This is a genomic window from Vibrio sp. Vb0349, assembly GCF_033338975.1.
Genome location: NZ_JAWOTS010000330.1, coordinates 1 through 1,166, shown reverse-complemented (window position 1 = coordinate 1,166; position 1,166 = coordinate 1). Strand labels below are relative to the sequence as shown.

Genomic DNA, 1,166 nt, shown 5'->3' with positions numbered 1-1,166 from the left:
AATGTTCACTTCCTCTTCCGGTGAAATCACCAATGGCTTGGACTTCAGTGCACTCTTAAAGGTTTTTTCCACGCCGCCGAGCAAATTCTCTTTGTCGGTATCTATTACGAAATGTTGGCTCACTACGTCTCGGCCCAGACGGATTTGCGAACTGAACTTGCTGCGGTCTCGTAAGTACACCAACCATTGCTGAGTTTCGTTTTCATCAATCTTGACAGGCAGATACACCAAAGGTCGCTCGCTCTTGGTGGTTTTCAACATGCGCACCAATGGCAGTGTCATAGGATGGCGCTTGCCGTGCTCACCCTCTAAAGTAAACGACACTTGCTTGGCTGTTTTATCCACTTTGATGTCGAGAGCGTGAACGTTTGTGTAACGGCTGCTTGTCGAAACGCTGGTTTTGTAGGGAATGCCTTCGATTTCTACCGTCTCTTTCTTGCCAATCATTTTCGCGTTGGGTTGTTCTTGCAGGTAGTCATACCCAGCAAACACCCACGCGTTATCATCTAGGTAAGTTTTGCCAATCAGGATTGGCGCAGAGAACTGTTTGCGCGAGGTAAGGTTCACCACGGTATCTACCGTATGCCCAGCAATCGTCATCGGCATTTTTACGGTTGGACGCAAAATCGGTTTTTTGCTGGTGCGACTGCGGATAGCACTGATGCGCTCAAGATCGTCGGTTACCGTGATCTCTTTGCCAGTATAAGGATGCTGAATCGTGAAACTGACGGTGACTTGATAAGGTTCAAAACTGTTGGCTTCCCATTTGGCTTGCGTGCCACCTAAATCGTCGACAATTGCCCACAGCAGTTTGTCATCTTTAAGATTTTTGTATTTGGGATTGCTGCTGCTTACGTGAATATTTTCTGCATGCATGGAGGTGGTGTCAGCGCCGGTATCAATTTTACCGATGAAAGGGACGTCACTTAGCTCAGGAATTTCGCTGTAATACACACTTTCGACCCGCCCTAAAACTAACTTATCATCAAGTTGATAGATGGGATCTTGCGTGGTTGCAGAGATGGATTGCGCCCAACCAAACGGGGCTATCAGGAGAGCACTAGAGAGTGCCAGAGCCAAAGACATTTTTTTCATCATGATTATCCGTGTGAGCCAAGGTATATAAAATTAGTCGCCAACAGAACTTATAAGTTCTCAATTTAATT

1 pseudogene is annotated in these 1,166 nt (G+C 46.4%); it reads right to left on the bottom strand.

Going from position 1 to position 1,166, the window contains the following annotated elements:
• A pseudogene (locus R7Q47_RS25605) lies at nt 1–1,098 on the bottom strand (peptidase); the annotation flags it as partial.
• Between the last annotated feature and the right edge of the window lie 68 nt (nt 1,099–1,166).